Raw genomic sequence first — 364 nt, forward strand, 5'->3', positions numbered from 1 at the left:
GGCCGTAGGTCAGCTTGCGCTGCGGGTTTTCGGTGCCGGGCAGGCGGCCACGGTAGGTCGAGAAACCAGCCTCGGGGCCCGTGGTGCGGCGCGCGCCTTCCAGGATCGCGCGGTAGACGTAGACGCCATCCGGGTCCTTGAACTCGCCGACCTGGTTGCCTTCCGTCTGCGGCAGGCCCGGGTTCAGGATCACCTGCGGCTTGGAATCGATGATGAACAGGTAGCCGTTCTGGCCGAAACGCATCGCGCGCAGCGCGTCCTTGGCGGCGGTCTGGGCGTCTTCCTTCGACATCTGGCCCTTGGCGGCACGCGCCGCGTACAGCTTGACGATGCCCTCGCCGGTGGCGACCAGCGACTGCAGGCT

The 364-nt window shown here is 68.1% G+C and carries 1 protein-coding gene; it reads right to left on the bottom strand.

Features of this window, described 5'->3' with window-relative positions:
* Positions 1-364: cache domain-containing protein (locus AB4Z35_RS31290; protein ID WP_442101337.1), on the bottom strand; the 364-nt coding region annotated here is incomplete at both ends.

It is taken from the genome of Pseudomonas sp. KB_15 (genome assembly GCF_052114525.1).
Lineage (GTDB): Bacteria > Pseudomonadota > Gammaproteobacteria > Pseudomonadales > Pseudomonadaceae > Aquipseudomonas.